The following is an 18545-nucleotide window of genomic DNA, read 5'->3' as shown; positions in this document are numbered from 1 at the left end:
CTTAATGTTTTTGAATAAATAACTTGGTATTTATATCGTCAAAAGCAATTTCTATACCGTTATTTATTTGGTCCATAATTTCAAGTTCTTCTGTTAAAGTTTCCGCTTTAATATAATCCATATTAGAGTTTACAGCTTTAACAATACTATCTTCCTTTTGAAGTTGAACATCAATTCTATCTGTGACTTCAAATCCTGAATCTTTACGTAAATTTTGAATACGGTTTACGAGCTCACGTGCAATCCCTTCCTTTCGTAAATCATCGGAGATAGTAACATCGAGAGCGACGGTTATTGCACCTTCGTTGGCAACCAACCAACCCTCAATATCTTGAGATGAAATCTCTACATCTTCAAGTTCTAAAGTAATACTTTTTCCATTAATTTCAACGTCTAAAACTCCTTTTTGCTCAATTTTTTTAATGTCATCAGCTGTAAAGCTATTGACTTGAGCAGCTATCAGCTTCATATCCTTACCAAATCGTGGTCCTAAAGTTTTAAAGTTAGGCTTAATTTGTTTGACTAAAATATCTGACGCATCTTCTAAAAGTTCAATTTCCTTGACGTTGACCTCATGCTTAATCAAATTAGCAACTGCAAGAATTTCTTCCTTTTGTTGTTTACTATCAATTGGAATCATGATTTTTTGAAGTGGTTGTCGCACTTTAATCTTCTCCTTTGCTCTTAACGACAATACCAACGATGATATTGTTTGGGCATTCTCCATTTTACGCTCCAAACTCTTGTCTATAAAGCTTTCGTCATAGTTTGGAAACTCTGCCAAATGTACACTTTCAAAGTTTTCTTTTTGTGTTACTTGTGTTAAGTCTTGGTAAAGCTTATCCATGTAAAATGGTGCAATAGGTGCACCTAATTTTGCTATGGTTACCATACAGGTATAAAGTGTTTGATAAGCCGAAATTTTATCGGTTTGGTAATCGCCTTTCCAGAAACGTCTTCTACTTAATCGCACATACCAGTTACTTAAATACTCTTGTGTAAAATCAGAAATAGCCCTTGCTGCTTTAGTAGGTTCGTATTCTGAATAGAACTCGTCTACCTTCTTGATAAGCGTATGTAATTCAGATAAAATCCAACGATCTAACTCTGGACGTTCTTCTAACGGAATATCTGCTTCGTTATAATTGAAATTATCTAAATTGGTATATAAGCTAAAAAACGAATAGGTATTATAAAGTGTTCCGAAGAATTTACGTTTTACTTCCTCAATACCATCTACATCAAATTTTAGGTTATCCCAAGGGTTTGCATTTGAAATCATGTACCAACGTGTAGCATCAGCACCATAAGTTGATAAAGTTTCAAAAGGGTCTGTAGCATTACCTAAACGTTTAGACATTTTTTGTCCGTTTTTATCCAAAACAAGACCGTTTGAAACCACATTTTTGTATGCAACCGAATCAAACACCATCGTTCCAATAGCATGGAGCGTATAGAACCAACCACGCGTTTGATCAACACCTTCGGCAATAAAATCTGCTGGAAATGATTTGTGCTTATCTATCTTTTCTTTATTTTCAAAGGGATAATGCCATTGTGCGTAGGGCATAGAACCTGAATCAAACCAGACATCAATCAAGTCGGCTTCACGCTTCATGGGTTGTCCTGATGGTGACACAAGCACAATCTCATCTACAATGTTTTTATGTAAATCTATTTTAGCATAGTTTTCTTCGGAATTATTGCCTACTTCAAAATCAGCAAAAATATCTTTTGCAAGAACACCTGCTGAAACCGCTTTTGCCATTTCGGCTTTTAATTCTTCAACCGAACCAATACAGATTTCTTCTTTACCATCTTCGGTTCTCCAAATTGGTAACGGAATTCCCCAATAACGCGAACGTGATAAGTTCCAGTCGTTGGCATTGGCAAGCCAGTTTCCAAAACGACCCGTTCCTGTTGCTTTTGGTTTCCAGTTTATGGTCTCATTCAATTCAAACATACGATCCTTAACATCGGTTACTTTAATAAACCAAGAATCTAATGGATAGTAAAGAATGGGTTTATCAGTTCTCCAACAATTCGGGTAGCTGTGTTTATATTTTTCAACCTTAAAGGCTTTGTTCTCTTCCTTTAACTTGATAGCTAGTTCTACATCAACCGATTTTTCAGGTGCTTCGCCATCATTGTAATATTCGTTTTTTACATATTTACCTGCAAACTCACCCATTTCTGGGCGGAATTTACCTTGTAAATCCACTAAAGGCACCAAGTTTCCATTTTCATCTTTTACCAACATTGGTGGTACTTCTGGAGTGGCTTGTTTAGCTACCAAAGCATCATCTGCACCAAAAGTTGGCGCTGTGTGAACGATTCCTGTTCCGTCTTCGGTAGTCACGAAATCTCCAGCAATAACTCTAAAGGCATTTTCAGGATTGTCGTTTGGTAAGGTATAAGGCAATAACTGCTCATAGGTAATACCAACTAAATCGGCTCCTTTAAATTCTTTTAATATTTCATAATGCGCAATCTTACCAGATGCTACTATTTTACCTTTAACAGCTTCTATTTTATTTCCGATATGCACTTCAGCTGGAACAGAAGGATTTAAAAAATAAGCATTAAATCTGCTTTTTGCCAAAATCACACAACATTCTTCATTAGTATACTGATTTATAGTCCTTACTAAAACATAGTCAATTTTTGGGCCAACGGTTAAAGCTGTATTACTTGGTAAGGTCCAAGGTGTAGTCGTCCAAGCCAGAAAATAGATAGTACCTTCGTTTTGTAAAAAGTCTGGAAGCGATGCTTCATTGGCTTTAAACTGGGCAACAACCGTAGTATCTGTTACATCTTGATAGGTTCCTGGTTGGTTCAACTCATGTGAACTTAATCCTGTACCGGCTTTAGGAGAATAGGGTTGAATGGTATAACCTTTATACAACAAACTTTTGTTATATATCTGCTTTAGTAACCACCAAACCGATTCCATGTATTTAGGTTCGTAGGTAATATATGGGTCATCCATATCTACCCAATAACCCATTTTTTGGGTCAGGTCATTCCAGACATCAGTATATCGCATAACAGCTTTACGGCATGCAGCGTTGTAATCTTCAACCGAAATGGTCTTGCCAATATCTTCTTTAGTAATTCCCAATTCTTTTTCCACACCTAATTCAATAGGTAATCCGTGGGTATCCCAACCAGCTTTACGCTTTACTTGGTAACCTTTCATGGTTTTGTAACGCGGAAAAATATCTTTGATAGCACGCGCTAAAACGTGGTGTACGCCAGGTAATCCGTTTGCAGAAGGTGGTCCTTCAAAAAATACAAATGGCTTGGCATTTTCGCGAGTGGTTACACTTTTTTCAAATACGTTATTTTCTTGCCAATAATTGCCAATTTCTTCAGCAACTTTTGGTAAGTCAAGACCTTTATATTCAGGGAATTTCTTACTCATTATATCATTAATTCGTTTCGACGTGCGAAATTAATGATTTTTAAGAAAATAAACCTTGGTTTAGAGGTTTTTAAACAATAAAACTCACCAAATCTTCAATCTTGGAAACCAATTGAATTTTGATAACTGTATTTTTAAGTGCTATTTTATTGTATTTAGACACAAAAATGGTAGAAAATCCGAGTTTTTCGGCTTCTAAAATACGCTGCTCCACCCGTTGCACCGGACGAATCTCACCAGAAAGACCTACCTCTGCCGCAAAGCAGTAATCGCGCTGTAAGGCTTCGTCTTCATTAGATGATAAAATAGCTGCCACAACCGCTAAATCTATTGCTGGATCATCAACCGTAATACCGCCAGTGATATTTAAAAAGACATCTTTAGCGCCCAGACGAAATCCCGCGCGCTTTTCTAATACAGCCAGTAACATATTTAATCGTTTGGCATTAAAACCCGTAGCACTCCGTTGTGGTGTTCCATATACGGCTGTACTGACCAAAGCCTGAACCTCAATCATTAATGGTCGCATACCTTCTAAAGTTGCTGCAATAGCATTACCGGATAATTCTTCATCTTTTTTAGAGATTAAAATCTCACTGGGATTGGAGACTTCGCGTAAACCAGAACCTTGCATCTCGTAAATACCCAATTCGTTGGTGGAACCAAAGCGGTTTTTATTGGCGCGTAAAATTCTAAATACATGATTGCGGTCACCTTCAAATTGTAAAACCGTATCGACCATGTGTTCCAAAATCTTGGGCCCTGCGATATTACCATCTTTGGTGATGTGACCAATTAAAATAACTGGCGTTGCAGTTTCTTTAGCAAACTTTATAAATTCTGTTGCGCACTCTTTTATCTGCGAAATACTTCCTGAAGAGGATTCTATGTAATCACTATGTAGTGTTTGAATGGAATCAATCACCACAATATCTGGTTCCAAATCCTCAATTTGTTTGAAAATATTTTGAGTTTTGGTTTCAGTTAAAATATAACAGTTATTGTTATTTGGGTTGATGCGTTCAGCCCGCATTTTAATTTGCTTCTGGCTTTCTTCACCCGAAACGTAAAGTGTTTTATATGGCAACTTTAAGGCAATTTGCAATAGCAAAGTACTTTTACCAATACCTGGTTCACCGCCTAATAATGTTAAGGAACCTGGAACAATGCCACCACCTAAAACTCGATTAAACTCACCATCATCTGTTAGCATTCTAGCATCTTGAGAGGCGTCAATTTCATTAATCAATAAGGGCTTTGAAGCTCTTTTTGTAGAAGAAGCCGAAGGTTTCCAATCACTTTTTTCGGGCTTTTGAAGGATTTCTTCGGCAATAGTATTCCATTCTTTACAGGCATTACACTGTCCTTGCCATTTGGCATACTGGGTGCCGCAATTTTGACAATAAAAGGTGGTTTTTACTTTAGCCAATGGTTAAAAATTTAGGCTAAAATACTTATAATTCTATGATAAAAACAAGTCGTTAATAAATAGATTTATTAATCTGATTCTGCTAAAACCTCACCTTCCATTTCTTCTTCTTTTTTATCATCTTTGGTCAGTTCAGCCATTAGCGTATCCATATTTATTTGAATCAGTTCCTTATTAATGGTTTGAGCATCTTCTAACAACAGAGCATCCTCATAAAACTTAACTGCCTTTTTGGGCTTACCAATTTTTTCAGCATGAATGGCCAAATAATAATTACCTAAAAGAGATTCTGGAAGTTGCTTATTGGCCAATTTACCCAATTTTTCAAGGGATTCAATATCCTCTCGCTCATCGGCAACTGCAACAACTTTTTGAAATTCTTCTTCCGAAATGGGCTTCACAATTCCGAAAAGTTCTTCAATACGATCATATCGTGATACTAAATAATCATCCAATGTCCCTTCATAAGGCAACACTTTTTCCTTCAATTCCTTTTCATGAAGTGGCTTATACATTTCAAAGATCTTATCAAATGCTTTTGAAACAGCTCCTGTAACTAAAGTATAATGTGATTCCCCTTCAAAGTCATCGAAATAGTAGGTTAGATTAGAATTGTCAATAGCTTTGATTTTTTCATGTGTTTTTAAAATTTCTTCACGAAGTTGTCTTTTATCATCGGAACTGGTGACCATATAATAAAACACGTCATCTTTAACCCACTCTAATCGGTTAGCAATGTTGTCTCCCATAGAGCCCACTAAATCGGGACTCAAATTAACATAGGCATGAAACAAGGGCAAATCTTTCATCATAAACGAGTTGATGAAATTTCCCATGATATTATGTCCAACAGCCACACGAAATTTACTGGTATTATATTTTTCGTCTAAATATGGAATAAGCTCCTGTCCCACAAACTCAAAGAATCGAGATCCAGACTCAAACGGCAATCCAGTAACCTCATCGGTTAAACTATCGTAGGTTCTTTCTTTACCTTGAGAAATACCCACAACAATACATCCTGGCATTTCATCAAAATATGTTTGAAATTGGGTTTGCCCAACTACGGGTCCAAACAAATAATCACCATCAAAAACAATAATCAACGGGTACTTGATCGTTGAAGCTGCATCATAATCTTTTGGAAGTTTTATTTTTAATTGCCGTGTGGAATTTAACTTTCTAGATTTAAAATCCTTAATGGTTGTTTGTGCAAACAACAAGACGCTAAAAGTTAAAAACAGCGTGATAAGTACTGCTCTTTTCATAATTAGTAGGTTAAGATTTGGGCTATAAAAGTACTAATTAATCCTTAAAACGCAAATTTATTCGATAAAGTGTGGTTTTTTGTGGGTTTTTTCTTTCTTATTCTTGTAATTCATAGGTTTTTTCAAGTAGCATGTCTTTATCTATGAATTCAGAAGGTGTTAACAAAAGTCCACTATTATAATATTGCAGTGCTTTTTTGATATTGCCTTTTTCTTCGAAATACATACCCGTATAATATGCACTGATCATAGATTCAGGATATTCTTTACGCGCTAATTTTGAAAGACTTTCCAATGATTCCATATCATTTAGTTTTTTGGCAGCAGCAGCAACAGCTCTAAAATCATTTTCTATGGGTTTTTTTTCAAATCCATAAAACGACTTAATATCCTCATATTTTTTTTCCAAATAGGCATAAGGTCCCGCTTCATAGGTTAGTACTTTTTCTTTATACTCCAATCTATTTATCGGTTTATAAAGTGTAAATATCTCATTAATAGCCTTTGGGATACCCAACCCAACCAACGAATAATGATTGGCATCTGTGAAATTATCAAATCGGTAATGAAGTTTTGGATTGTCTATGGCTTTTAAAAGATCATTGGTAGCCACAATCTTTGTATGAAGCGCCTGTACATCATCATCTGCAGTCGCCAAATAATAAAATGTATCTTCTTGTAAAAGAGGGAACTTTTCCTGCAATCGAGCGTCCATTTGTGGAGCCAAATCAGGACTCAAAGAAATATAAGCTCTGAAAACTGGGTACTCTTTGAATAAATAATAATTCAAGAAATTAGCACTCAAATCGTGACCGACAATCACTCTAAATCTGGAGACATTGTAGGTATCCTCAATATAAGGTATGAGCTCCATACCAATAAATTCAAAAAAACTGGCACCCTCATGAGATGGAAAATATGTTTCTTCATTATAAGTGAAGTCCACCGTTCTGGTATCCGATTGTTTAATTCCAACTACTACGCATTCTGGCATGTCATCCCAATAGGATTGATAATCAATATTACCAATTACGGGTTCAAAAAGATAATCACCGTCCAAAACAATAACCAACGGATATTCCGTTTTGTCATCAGGATTATAGCCCCTTGGTAACAGAATTTTCAATTCTCTAGTTTCACCTAATTTAGAAGATTGGAAGGGTTCATAAATGACTTGAGAATTTACTGTGTGCAACAAGCAAAAAAAGCTCAAAAAGAAGGTAAGTTTTTTCATTTGGAAAAAAATAAATATTTACGGCAAGTTATGAAATTAACGCTAAAGTCTAAAAGAAAAATAATGGAGCTTTTCGGTGTAATTTATTGATCTTTATTGTTGTAAACTGGTAACAACAATAAAGATAATCCTCCTAGTGTCATTAACAGTAGTGTTTGTGAAGTCCATACAATCCAACCGAAGGCCATACTGGGATCTTCTGGAATATTAAAAATGGTAAACGCTGCATAAACTGCTAAAGGATATGATCCTATACCACCATTTGTAGCTGCTATACTAAAGCTTGCTGAAATAAATCCAATCAATATGGCTCCAAAAGGAATGCCGTTAAGTTCTGATACTGAAAAAGTAGTAACATAAAACATAAGTACATACATCGTCCAAATAAACAATGTGTGAAAAACAAAAGCCCACTTTTTCTTCATTTTAAAGATACTCAAAACACCTTCAATCAAGCCCGAAACGAAACTCTTTATCTTCACTGCCATTTTAGATTTGCTTTTTCTAACATAGAATATAAAAACCAAAAACAATATTGCTATAGAAGCCACCCCTATGAAAATGATTTTGGGATGGAAAGATTTATATAAAAATGAACTGATAAAGTCAAACTGCAAAAATAGTGTTACTATAATGATTCCTGACATCGCTATCAAATCGGCTACACGTTCGGAGACAATGGTTCCAAATCCTTTTTCAAATGGTACGCCTTCATAAGTTGTTAAGACAGATGCTCTTGCCACTTCTCCGGCACGAGGTATCGTGTAATTTATAAGATATGCCGCAAAAACCGCCATAACGCTGTTAGGCAATTTTACGTTATAGCCCATGGGCTCCAGCTGAAACCGCCATCGGTAAGCGCGGGATAGGTGACTAAGTAGACCAAAAAATATCCCTAAAACTATCCAGTAGTAATCAGCCTTTTTAAAATAAACCAGCAATTCTGAAAAGGAAACTTTGGACAAAGAATACCATATTAAAAAAACTCCCAACAGAATCGGGAGTATAATTTTTAATATCTTCTTTATTGCTGGGTTCAAATTTAAATTAGCTTATTAGTAGCTTCATCAGGAAAAACCAATGATGGTTTAAATTTTTTAGCCTCTTCTAAGTCCATAAAAGCGTAGGTAATTAAAATCAATGTATCTCCTACCGATACTTTTCGGGCAGCAGCCCCATTGAGCGTAATTTCACCACTATTTCTAGGTCCAGGAATACAGTACGTTTCCAATCGTTCACCATTATCATTATTGACAATCTGAACTTTTTCACCTTGAATAATATTGGCTGCATCCATGAGATCTTCGTCTATAGTTATACTACCTATATAATTTAGGTCAGCACCTGTACATTTTACTCTGTGAATCTTTGATTTTACTACTTGTATTTGCATGCGGCAAAGATAATTAATTTAAAGCGATATTATCTATAAGTCTAATATCATCTGCATAGACGGCTATAAAGGCTCTATACAGTTTATTTTTTGATTTTCTCTCTATAGGTTTTAGTGTTTCCACATCAGCAATTGTAAAATATTCCAATTTTAATAGCTCATGTTTGGTAAACTGTTCTTCAACCCATTCAGTGACTTGTTTAGCACTTTTTGTGCCAAACTGTTTTTTGGCAGATTTTAAAGTTCTGTAGATAAATGGTGCTGCTTTTTTATATTCAGGTTTTAGACGTTCATTGCGTGAACTCATAGCTAAGCCATTTGACTCTCTAAAAATTGGACAACCAATTATTCTAACCGGAAGCCTATGAATTTTAACCATAGCCCTGATGATGGCTAATTGTTGAAAATCTTTCTCTCCAAAATAGGCATTTTCGGGTTTTACGATTTCAAACAGGCGTTTTACAATGGTTCCAACACCGTCAAAATGTCCCAAACGAAATTTCCCTTCCATTTCGAATTCCAACCCACCAAATGAAAACTTTTCGGATTCTATTTGATCATCATAAATATCATTGACTGTTGGCGCATAAATCAGAATATCAGCCGAAACATCATTTAAAAGTTCCGCATCCCTATCAAGTGTTCTTGGGTATTTATCTAGATCGTTCTGGTTGTCAAATTGTGTAGGGTTTACAAAAATACTGACAACCACAATATCATTATCTGTAAGCGCTGTTCGAACCAAAGAAACATGACCTTGATGCAGGGCTCCCATTGTTGGTACAAAACCAACTGATTGCTCTTTTGATTTAAGTCCCGATAAATAATTTTGAATTTCTTCTTTTTTTGTAAAAACCCTCACCTTAATAAAAAATTAACGCGTGCAAACTTAATATTTTACGGGCAATTAGCATAAATTTTTGTACTTTTGCGTGTTTTTTATTTTGAATCTTCAAAAGCAAAGTTATATGAAAGATAAGAGGATATTGTATGTATCATCTGAAGTAGTACCTTATTTACCTGAAACCGAAATTTCTTCTATGTCGTTTGAAGCACCACGAATGGTAAACCAGCTTGGTGGACAAATCCGAATTTTTATGCCTAGATATGGCAATATCAATGAAAGAAGACATCAACTACATGAAGTTATACGACTTTCTGGAATTAATTTGGTAATCAATGATCTTGACATGCCTCTGATTATAAAAGTCGCTTCTATTCCCAAAGAACGAATCCAAGTTTATTTCATAGACAACGATGAGTATTTCAAAAGAAAAGCAACGTTGACCGATGAAGATGGGAATTTGTTTCCTGATAATGACGAAAGAGCTATTTTCTTTGCGAAAGGTGTTATTGAAACTGTAAAAAAATTGAATTGGTCTCCAGATATCATTCATGTTCACGGCTGGCTGGCTTCTCTATTACCATTGTATCTGAAAGAATATTACAAAGACGAACCTTTATTCAATGAAAGTAAAATTGTAACATCCATTTACAATCAAAGCTTTGATGGTCCTTTGAACAAGGATATGCAAAGCAAAATTAAGTTTGATAATATTGATGACCAGGCTATATCAGTACTTGATGAGCCTACCTACAATAATTTAATGAAGGTTGCCATAAACCATTCAGACGCATTGATAGTTGGATCGGAAGAGCTCCCGGAAGAATTAACAAATTATTTGCAAAATTCAAAAAAACCTGTTTTAGATTACCACTCTAAAGACGACTTTAGTGAAGCCTACACCGAATTTTACAACACGCAAGTGCTGGGTTAAGAAAATAGTGTCTCAAAAAAATATTATGAAAAAATTATTGAATCTATATTCGCCTTTTGTGCTAGTGGCAATCATCGGTTTCGCATTTACTGCTTGTGACAGAGATTTTACCTCCATAGAAAGTGATATTGAAGGTATTAAAAATTTTGAAAACACCTCAATGTCTTTTCCGGTAGTAGCTTATAACAAAAAACTAAATCCCGTTCAGACCAATGGGCTTTCATCATATCTGTTAGGAATTTACGACGATCATATATATGGTAAAACTACTGCAAGTATTGTTAGTCAGATGGGTTTAAGTGCCTATGGCGTAGACTATGGTGATGCTCCAGAAGTTGAATCTGTAATTTTAACCATTCCTTATTTCTCAACAGGTGACGGAACAGATGAGGATGGCAATAACCTATATGTTATTGACTCTCTTTTTGGAAATCAGCCTGTTAAGTTTTCAATTTATCAGAACAATTATTTCTTGAGAGATTTTGACCCTGAAACTAACTTGACTGAATCTCAAAATTATTATTCGAATGCTAATCAAACTATTAACTTCAATAATCACCAAGGTCAATTACTTTTTGAAGATGATATGTTTGTCCCTGATGATAGTGAAATAGTAATTGAAGAAATCAGTGAAGAAACTGGCGAACTTGAAGTTGTAAATAGACTTTCACCAGGAATTAGGGTAGAACTATCGAACGACAATGAGTTTTGGGATGATCTTTTCTTTTTTAATGATCCAGATATAGAATCTCCGGTAGAATTAAGTAATTCTAACAACTTCAAAAACTACTTTAGAGGTTTGTATTTTAAAATTGAAGGCATAGGCAATTCTGGTAACATGGTGTTTATACCTTTAAGTCAGGGAAGTATCGTAGTAAATTACACTGTTTTGGTTACTGACGTTGATGAGAATGGGGAAACAGTGGAAACAAGAGAAGACAGGGCCATTAACATGAATTTTACTGGAAACACATTAAACATTTTAGAAAACGATCCATCTAATACTGTAATCAGTAATGCCGATGCTAATGCCGATATGGTAAATGGCGACGAAACCCTTTACCTTAAAGGCGGTGAAGGTTCTATGACAGTGTTAAACTTGTTCAGTGGTGACATTTTAGACGAGGACAATAATGTCGTAAATGCTTTTGATTATTTTAAAAGTAAGAAAGAAAGTTGGTTGTTAAATGAGGCCAATCTTACATTTTATGTCAACCAAAATGAAGTGAATGGTCAAGAACCTGATCGGGTCATTCTATATGATTTAAAAAATAACGTCCCCATTATAGACTATTACTTTGACTCATCAACCAACACAAACAACCCACTTAATTCTAAAATTGCTTATTCCCGAAAATTGGAACGCGATGAAGACAACAATGGCGTAAGATACAAATTACGACTAACAGAACATCTTAATAATATTTTATTGCGCGATTCGACTAATGTCAATCTAGGTTTATATGTATCGACTAACGTTAATAATATTCAAAATGCTGATGTGTTAAATGCCGATGATGAGTATGTTACAACAGGGACAGTATTGTCGCCAAGAGGGACTGCTTTGTATGGAACAAATCAAAATGTTCCAGACGATAAAAAAGTGCAATTTGAGATTTATTTTACTGAACCTAACAATTAAAAAAATATGTGTGGTATTGTAGGCTATATTGGGCATAGAGAAGCTTATCCTATTATCATAGAGGGACTAAAGCGATTGGAATATAGAGGTTATGACAGTGCAGGTATTGCATTATTTGATGGCACTGACCTTAAAGTTTCAAAAACCAAAGGAAAGGTTTTAGATTTAGAAAATCGTGTCGCTTCGGAGATTTCAACCAATGCCAATCTTGGAATTGGTCATACACGCTGGGCAACCCATGGTGTACCTAATGACATTAATGCCCATCCACATTATTCAAATTCGGGTAATCTTGTTATCATTCACAACGGTATCATTGAAAATTATGATGCCTTAAAAAAAGAGTTGATTGCAAGAGGTTACACCTTCAAGTCGGATACAGATACTGAAGTTTTAATTAATTTAATTGAAGACGTTAAGTTAAAAGAAAATGTTAAGTTAGGAAAAGCCGTTCAGATTGCACTAAACCAAGTTATAGGTGCTTACTCCATTGCTGTTTTTGACAAAAACAAACCTGATGAAATAGTCATTGCAAGACTAGGCAGCCCTTTAGCTGTTGGTATTGGTGAAGATGAATTTTTCATTGCAAGCGATGCTTCCCCTTTTATTGAATACACTAAAAATGCTGTTTACCTCGAGGATGAAGAAATGGCTATCATACGAATCAATAAAGGGCTCAAAATTAGAAAGATAAAAGACGATACATTAGTTGACCCTTACGTTCAAGAACTGCAAATGAACCTGGAGCAAATTGAAAAAGGAGGTTTTGAGCATTTTATGCTGAAAGAAATACATGAGCAACCAAATGCCATAAGAGATACCTACAGAGGTCGTTTGTTGGTAAAAGAGGGCATTATACGTATGGCTGGAATTGACGACAACATGGAGAAATTCCTTAATGCCAATCGTGTTATTGTGGTTGCATGTGGTACATCGTGGCATGCTGGACTTGTTGCAGAATATATTTTTGAAGATTTAGCAAGAATCCCGGTAGAGGTAGAATACGCTTCCGAATTTAGATATCGTAATCCTGTTATTACGCCCAATGATGTGGTTATTGCTATTTCACAATCAGGAGAAACGGCAGATACTTTAGCCGCTATAAAATTGGCAAAGGCAAATGGCGCCTTTGTATTTGGTGTTTGCAATGTTGTTGGTTCTTCAATAGCTAGAGAAACCAATGCCGGAGCTTACACACATGCTGGCCCTGAAATTGGTGTGGCATCAACTAAAGCTTTTACGACACAAATTACAGTATTGACACTTATTGCTCTAAAGTTAGCCAAAGCCAAAGGAGCAATCTCAAATTCGGATTATCGTTACCATTTACAAGAATTAGAGTTGATTCCTGAAAAAGTAGCCAAAGCTCTTGAATCAGATGAGCATATCAAACAAGTTGCCGACATCTATAAAGACGCTCGAAACTGTTTATATTTAGGGCGTGGTTATAATTTTCCGGTTGCATTAGAAGGCGCTCTTAAACTTAAAGAAATATCCTATATCCATGCCGAAGGATATCCTGCAGCAGAAATGAAACATGGTCCAATTGCACTTATTGATGAGCAAATGCCAGTTGTAGTGGTTGCAACCAAAAAAGGTCATTACGAAAAAGTTGTGAGCAATATCCAAGAAATCAAATCTCGAAAAGGTAAAATAATCGGTATTGTTACTGAAGGAGACATTCATGTTAAGGAACTTGCAGATCATATTATTGAAGTACCTGAAACTCTTGAACCATTATCACCGTTATTAACTACAATTCCTTTGCAATTATTGTCTTATCATATTGCGGTTATGTTAGGGAAGAATGTTGACCAGCCTCGAAATTTGGCAAAATCAGTTACTGTAGAATAATTATTGTCTTAATTAGCATTTTATCATTTTTAATAGGGTTATTTTGTTAATTTATATTATGCGTGCATAATTTTTTATGAAAATCTCATTCAGTTTTCATAGATTTATATATATTGCTATCATAATAATTAACTAAAACTAAAAAATGAGATCAATTCTTTCAATTCTATTGTTGCTTTGCGGCACTTTTTCTTTTGCGCAAACAACAATTTCAGGGACAGTTGTGGACGACAATGAACAGCCTGTTCCGGGAGCCAATGTGATTATTGTTGGAACGTCAACTGGTAACATAACAGACTTTGACGGTGGATTTACAATTACTACAGATTTATCACCGCCTTTCAGTGTTCAGGCGAGTAGTGTCGGGTTTGAAACTGCTACTTTAGAGGTTACTTCAACTACTGAAGCTATAAAACTAGTTTTGTCTGAAGGTACTGCACTTGATGAAGTAGTAATTTCTGCTTCTAGAACACCTGAACGTATTTTTGAATCACCTGTTACAGTTGAGCGTTTTGGTCTGAAAGAAATTAAAAACACCGCATCAGCAGATTTCTATGATGGACTTGAAAACTTAAAAGGTGTGGACGTCAATACCAACAGTTTAACTTTTAAATCCATCAATACGAGGGGTTTTGCTACTTTCGCTAATAATCGTTTCATGCAATTAGTGGACGGCATGGATAACTCGACGCCTGCTTTAAATTTCCCTATTGGGAATTTAGTTGGTATGGTTGAAACCGATGTTCAAAGTGTGGAATTATTACCTGGCGCCGCTTCGGCTCTTTACGGTGCGAATGCCTTCAATGGTATTTTGTTTATGCGCAGTAAAAACCCTTTTGATTTTCAAGGCATCAGCGGATCCATAAAACAAGGTATTACGTCTCAAGATGCAGGTGGTGATAATAGCTACACAGATGTAGGTATTAGAATGGCCCATAAGTTTACCGATCATTTTGCAGCAAAAGTGAATTTTGGTTGGCTTCGAGGCACAGATTGGGTTGCTAATAATTATGCTGGTAAGCCAGGAACTGGAGCTACTCGGGCTAGTTTGGATTACGATGGCTATAATGTTTTTGGAGATGAAGTTGCTGCTAACATAAGAGGATTATCAGGTGGATTAGGAATAATTCCTGACGTGGTTGTGAGTAGAACAGGATATAATGAGAGTGACTTAACTGATTATAATGCTGAGAGCATCAAAGCGGATTGGGGCCTTTATTTGAGACCATGGGCCAACGATTTTGAAATACAGTATGTTGGAAAAATAGGTACTGGCTCAACGATTTATCAAGGTTCCAACCGTTATTACATCGACGGATTTACGCAACAACAACATAAAATTGAAGTTCGAAACGATAACTTCTTTGTAAGAGGCTACGTGGTTGCTGATAAAGCCGGAGATTCTTATGATATGACTGTTACTGGAATACAAATTAACAGAGCATGGAAAAGTGACGCAGATTGGTTTGGTGATTATATTGGTACATATGCTGGTGCTACACTTGGAGGTGCAACAGAGGAGCAAGCTCATGCTGCTGCTCGTGCTGCTGCTGAATCAGGCCGTTATTTACCTGGTTCACCACAGTTTCAAGCTGCGTTTAATAGAAGTATAAATGATCCTGATATTGCTACTGGTTCAAAATTCCAAGATGCATCCAAATATTACCATTCAGATGCTAATTACAACTTTAGCCATTTAATAGATTGGGCCGAAATTCAAGTTGGTGGTTCATTTAGACAATATAGTTTAAACTCTTCGGGAACTATCTATACGGATTCAGACGGCTCTATTGAATACAATGAATATGGTATCTATACACAAATCCAAAAGGATTTAGAGTTGTCTGAAAGTTTGGATTTAAAACTAACTGGTTCAATTCGTTATGATAAATCAGAATTGTTTGATGGATTCTTTTCACCAAGATTATCGGCTGGATTTACGGTTAATCAAAATCATAATATTAGAGCATCGTATCAAACAGGTTTTAGGAATCCTACAACCCAAGATTTATTTATTGGGTTAAATGCCGGTCCTTATGTGTTAATTGGTTCAGCTGAAGCTAATTTAGATCGTGATGTACGCACGTACTCCGTTAGTGCTAGCGGTCAAATGTTAGGTCAGCCATCTTCAGTCACTCTAACTGGAGCAGCAGCCTATGGTCCAACTTATTCTTTTAGTTCTGTTGAAAATGGAGCGCCTGTTGTTTCAAATATAGATATTGTTAAGCCAGAGCAGGTGGCTTCCTTTGAAGTTGGTTACCGTGGAAAATTTAATAGATTGATAGTTGATGCAAGTGTGTACTACAATTCTTATAAAGATTTTATTTCTAATGAACGTGTAATCGTTCCGCTTTATGGTACCGCTGGCGATGGTGGCTTGTCTCTAGCTGCTCTTCAAAATGGTGATGTTGCAGTCTATCAAACGTATACCAATTCAGATGCTGATGTTAATTCTTATGGAGGTTCTATTGGTTTGACCACGAAAGTATTTGGTGATTTTGATTTAGGTGCTAACTATACCTATGCCAAACAAGATTTTGACCAAGCGGCAGACCCTGACTTTAGAACCAGTTTCAACACCCCTGAACACAAAGTAAAAGTAAGTTTTGGAAATACCGATTTATTTAAAAACTTTGGCTTTAACGTAGCATGGAGATGGAGTGATAGTTATTTCTGGCAAGCGACATTTGCAGATGGTGATATCCCTTCTTATCATACTCTAGATGCCCAATTAAGCTATACAATACCAAAATTAAAATCTATAATTAAGGTTGGTGCTACCAATATTTTAGGCGATGAGTATTTCACTGCCATTGGAACAGGATATATAGGCTCTATGTATTATGCATCATTAGTAATTAATAACTTATAAGAACATGAAAAAGATAAATTTAAACATAACGTTTATTTTGCTGTTAGCACTCTTTTTAGGCTTTACAGCATGTCAGAGTGATGATGATTCATCATCCACAACAGAAAATTTACCTGCATTAACAGCTGGAAATGCTGATTTTTCTAAATATGTGTCATTGGGAGCGTCTTTTACTGCAGGATATACTGATGGTGCTTTGTTTATTGCTGGTCAGAACCATTCATTTCCAAGTATTTTGGCTCAACAATTTTCCATGTCTGGAGGTGGTAGCTTTTCCCAACCACTTATGAATGACAATACTGGTGGGATGGTTGCAGGTACTACCCCTGTTGCTGCTTATCGATTAGTTTTTAATGGAGAAACTCCTGAACGTCTAAATGAATTTCTTGAAGGCTTGGGAGCCCCTGTACCTCCTATCACCACAGATGCAACAGTTAATTTAGGCAGTACGTTCAATAATGTTGGTGTTCCTGGCGCAAAAAGCTTCCATTTAATAACGCCAGGTTATGGTGCTTTCAACCCATATTTTGGTAGAATGGCTTCTGCTGCTGGAGCAACTATGCTAGGAGACGCTGTTGCTCAAAACCCCACATTTTTCACGTTATCTGAAATTGGTGGTAATGATGTATTGTCTTATGCTACTTCTGGTGGTATCGGTGTTGACCAAACGGGCAATACTGATCCAACAACTTATGGCGGTAATGACATAACTGATCCGAATGTATTTGCAGCTTCTTTTACATCAGTTGTAGATGCATTGATTGGTAGCGCTAATACTAAAGGAGTGGTTGCAAATGTACCTTATATTACTAATTTACCATTTTTCACAACCGTTCCCTACAACCCTGTGCCGTTAAGTGAAACTGATGCTAATGCATTAAATGCTGGTTATGCTGCCTATAACCAAGGCCTTCAACAAGCTTTAGCCGCTCTATCGGGTACTGGTTTATTTACTGCTGAAGAAGTTGAAAAAAGAACCATTACTTTTTCAGAGGGCGCAGAAAACGCTCTTGTAATTATTGATGAAGATTTAACCGATTTAGGTGCCATAAATTCTGCATTTGCGGGAATACCACAATATAGACAAGCAACCCCTGAGGATTTATTAATTTTACCCCTATCAAGTTTTATTCCACAAGGGTATGGAACCCAAATTCCTCTAGGAGATCAATGGGTATTAATCCCTAGTGAACAACTCGCTATCAAAACAGCTACAGACGCTTACAACGCAACCATAGAATCTGTTGCAGCAAGTAGGGGATTAGCTTTGGTTGACTTTAAAGGTATATTGGACGAAGCATCAACTACTGGAATAGCTTCAGGAAATTTCATTTTAACAACCGACTTAGTAACAGGCGGTTTGGTAAGCCTAGATGGAATTCATTTAACTGCTAGAGGTTATGCTGTCATGGCTAATGAGTTCATGAAGGTTATTGATGCTACCTATGGCTCTAACTTTGAAGCTTCGGGTAGTTTAGTTGAAGTTGGTCAATATCCTACCAATTATTCGCCTACGCTTCAATAAAATAACAAAAATATATTGGTAAAACGTCTTCAATTTGAAGGCGTTTTTTTATGCGCAAAAAAGCCAAAAAAATTACTGTTGTTTTTAAATTAAAATAATATCTTTGCAGCGCGAAAAACGAGGTGT

Annotated in this window: 12 protein-coding genes; 5 read left to right on the top strand and 7 right to left on the bottom strand. The window is 36.0% G+C overall.

The window, feature by feature from the left end:
• Position 1 precedes the first annotated feature (1 nt).
• The 7 genes from ileS to panC form a co-directional block, all read right to left on the bottom strand.
• Entirely contained in the window at positions 2-3424 is a 3423-nt protein-coding gene (gene ileS / locus ACKXGU_RS09500) for an isoleucine--tRNA ligase (RefSeq protein WP_463465090.1), read from the bottom strand.
• Positions 3425-3494: 70 nt separating this feature from the next.
• The gene (gene radA / locus ACKXGU_RS09495) at positions 3495-4853 is read right to left on the bottom strand and encodes a DNA repair protein RadA (protein WP_463465089.1); all 1359 of its coding nucleotides are present in this window, start codon (positions 4851-4853) and stop codon (positions 3495-3497) included.
• A 68-nt stretch (positions 4854-4921) separates the two neighbouring features.
• Positions 4922-6121 (bottom strand): alpha/beta hydrolase, encoded by a 1200-nt coding sequence (locus ACKXGU_RS09490; protein ID WP_463465088.1) that lies wholly within the window; start codon positions 6119-6121, stop codon positions 4922-4924.
• Between the two features lie 97 nt (positions 6122-6218).
• Entirely contained in the window at positions 6219-7355 is a 1137-nt protein-coding gene (locus tag ACKXGU_RS09485; RefSeq protein WP_463465087.1) for an alpha/beta hydrolase, read from the bottom strand.
• Between the two features lie 83 nt (positions 7356-7438).
• The gene (locus ACKXGU_RS09480) at positions 7439-8395 is read right to left on the bottom strand and encodes a lysylphosphatidylglycerol synthase transmembrane domain-containing protein (RefSeq protein WP_463465086.1); all 957 of its coding nucleotides are present in this window, start codon (positions 8393-8395) and stop codon (positions 7439-7441) included.
• Positions 8396-8397: 2 nt separating this feature from the next.
• The gene (panD, locus tag ACKXGU_RS09475) at positions 8398-8748 is read right to left on the bottom strand and encodes an aspartate 1-decarboxylase (protein WP_463465085.1); all 351 of its coding nucleotides are present in this window, start codon (positions 8746-8748) and stop codon (positions 8398-8400) included.
• Positions 8749-8761: 13 nt separating this feature from the next.
• Entirely contained in the window at positions 8762-9610 is an 849-nt protein-coding gene (gene panC, locus ACKXGU_RS09470; protein ID WP_463465084.1) for a pantoate--beta-alanine ligase, read from the bottom strand.
• Positions 9611-9716: 106 nt separating this feature from the next.
• Between panC and ACKXGU_RS09465 the strand changes: the two genes are divergently transcribed.
• From ACKXGU_RS09465 to ACKXGU_RS09445, 5 genes are all read left to right on the top strand, one after another.
• On the top strand, positions 9717-10526 hold the full coding sequence (locus tag ACKXGU_RS09465) for a glycogen/starch synthase (RefSeq protein WP_463465083.1): 810 nt from the start codon (positions 9717-9719) through the stop codon (positions 10524-10526).
• Between the two features lie 25 nt (positions 10527-10551).
• Positions 10552-12168, top strand: a complete 1617-nt coding sequence (locus ACKXGU_RS09460) for a DUF4270 domain-containing protein (RefSeq protein ID WP_463465082.1) — start codon at positions 10552-10554, stop codon at positions 12166-12168.
• A 6-nt stretch (positions 12169-12174) separates the two neighbouring features.
• Entirely contained in the window at positions 12175-14022 is a 1848-nt protein-coding gene (glmS, locus tag ACKXGU_RS09455; RefSeq protein WP_463465081.1) for a glutamine--fructose-6-phosphate transaminase (isomerizing), read from the top strand.
• Positions 14023-14167: 145 nt separating this feature from the next.
• The gene (locus ACKXGU_RS09450) at positions 14168-16894 is read left to right on the top strand and encodes a TonB-dependent receptor (RefSeq protein ID WP_463465080.1); all 2727 of its coding nucleotides are present in this window, start codon (positions 14168-14170) and stop codon (positions 16892-16894) included.
• Positions 16895-16898: 4 nt separating this feature from the next.
• A complete protein-coding gene (locus ACKXGU_RS09445) occupies positions 16899-18419 on the top strand; it encodes a G-D-S-L family lipolytic protein (RefSeq protein ID WP_463465079.1) in 1521 nt (506 codons plus the stop codon).
• Positions 18420-18545 lie beyond the last annotated feature (126 nt).

Source organism: Hanstruepera sp. CR43 (genome assembly GCF_055227665.1).
This window is presented reverse-complemented; position numbering and strand designations above follow the sequence as displayed.

Coding starts and splice junctions, on each gene's coding strand:
- ACKXGU_RS09485 (WP_463465087.1), bottom strand. CDS start 7,355: ATGAAAAAACTTACCTTCTTTTTGAGCTTTTTTTGCTTGTTGCACACA.
- ACKXGU_RS09460 (WP_463465082.1), top strand. CDS start 10,552: ATGAAAAAATTATTGAATCTATATTCGCCTTTTGTGCTAGTGGCAATC.
- ACKXGU_RS09450 (WP_463465080.1), top strand. CDS start 14,168: ATGAGATCAATTCTTTCAATTCTATTGTTGCTTTGCGGCACTTTTTCT.
- ileS (WP_463465090.1), bottom strand. CDS start 3,424: ATGAGTAAGAAATTCCCTGAATATAAAGGTCTTGACTTACCAAAAGTT.
- ACKXGU_RS09465 (WP_463465083.1), top strand. CDS start 9,717: ATGAAAGATAAGAGGATATTGTATGTATCATCTGAAGTAGTACCTTAT.
- glmS (WP_463465081.1), top strand. CDS start 12,175: ATGTGTGGTATTGTAGGCTATATTGGGCATAGAGAAGCTTATCCTATT.
- ACKXGU_RS09445 (WP_463465079.1), top strand. CDS start 16,899: ATGAAAAAGATAAATTTAAACATAACGTTTATTTTGCTGTTAGCACTC.
- panD (WP_463465085.1), bottom strand. CDS start 8,748: ATGCAAATACAAGTAGTAAAATCAAAGATTCACAGAGTAAAATGTACA.
- ACKXGU_RS09490 (WP_463465088.1), bottom strand. CDS start 6,121: ATGAAAAGAGCAGTACTTATCACGCTGTTTTTAACTTTTAGCGTCTTG.